1 pseudogene is annotated in these 305 nt (G+C 66.9%); it reads right to left on the bottom strand.

The annotated features are described in order from the left end of the window. Nucleotides 1-51 precede the first annotated feature (51 nt). Nucleotides 52-297, bottom strand: a pseudogene (locus tag N864_RS23235) (IS1634 family transposase); the annotation flags it as partial. Nucleotides 298-305: the final 8 nt, after the last annotated feature.

Here is a 305-nt window from a genome sequence, read left to right on the forward strand (position 1 = left end):
CGCGTCCGCCGTCGACTGGCTCACCGTTCGCCCTGACTTCGGTCATTGGGGTTAGTGCCTGAGTCGGGGTTGTTTGAGCGCCTCGAGGATCTCTTGCTTGTCCGCGGGGATGGCCGGCGGGAGGGTCTGCTCGGCGCCGTTGATCGTGATGGTCGCGCTCCGCAGCGGACGCAGTTGGCGGATGAGGTTGCGGATCGCTAGCCCGGTCCGGTTCTGGGCCTCGCGGGCGACGGCCAGGGCGGTGAACACGATGGTCAGGTGGGCCTCGATCGAGTCCCTCGTGTGGTGGAACATCGGTTATGCCG

The sequence above is a fragment of the Intrasporangium chromatireducens Q5-1 genome (assembly GCF_000576575.1).
GTDB classification, from domain to species: Bacteria; Actinomycetota; Actinomycetes; order Actinomycetales; family Dermatophilaceae; genus Intrasporangium_A; species Intrasporangium_A chromatireducens.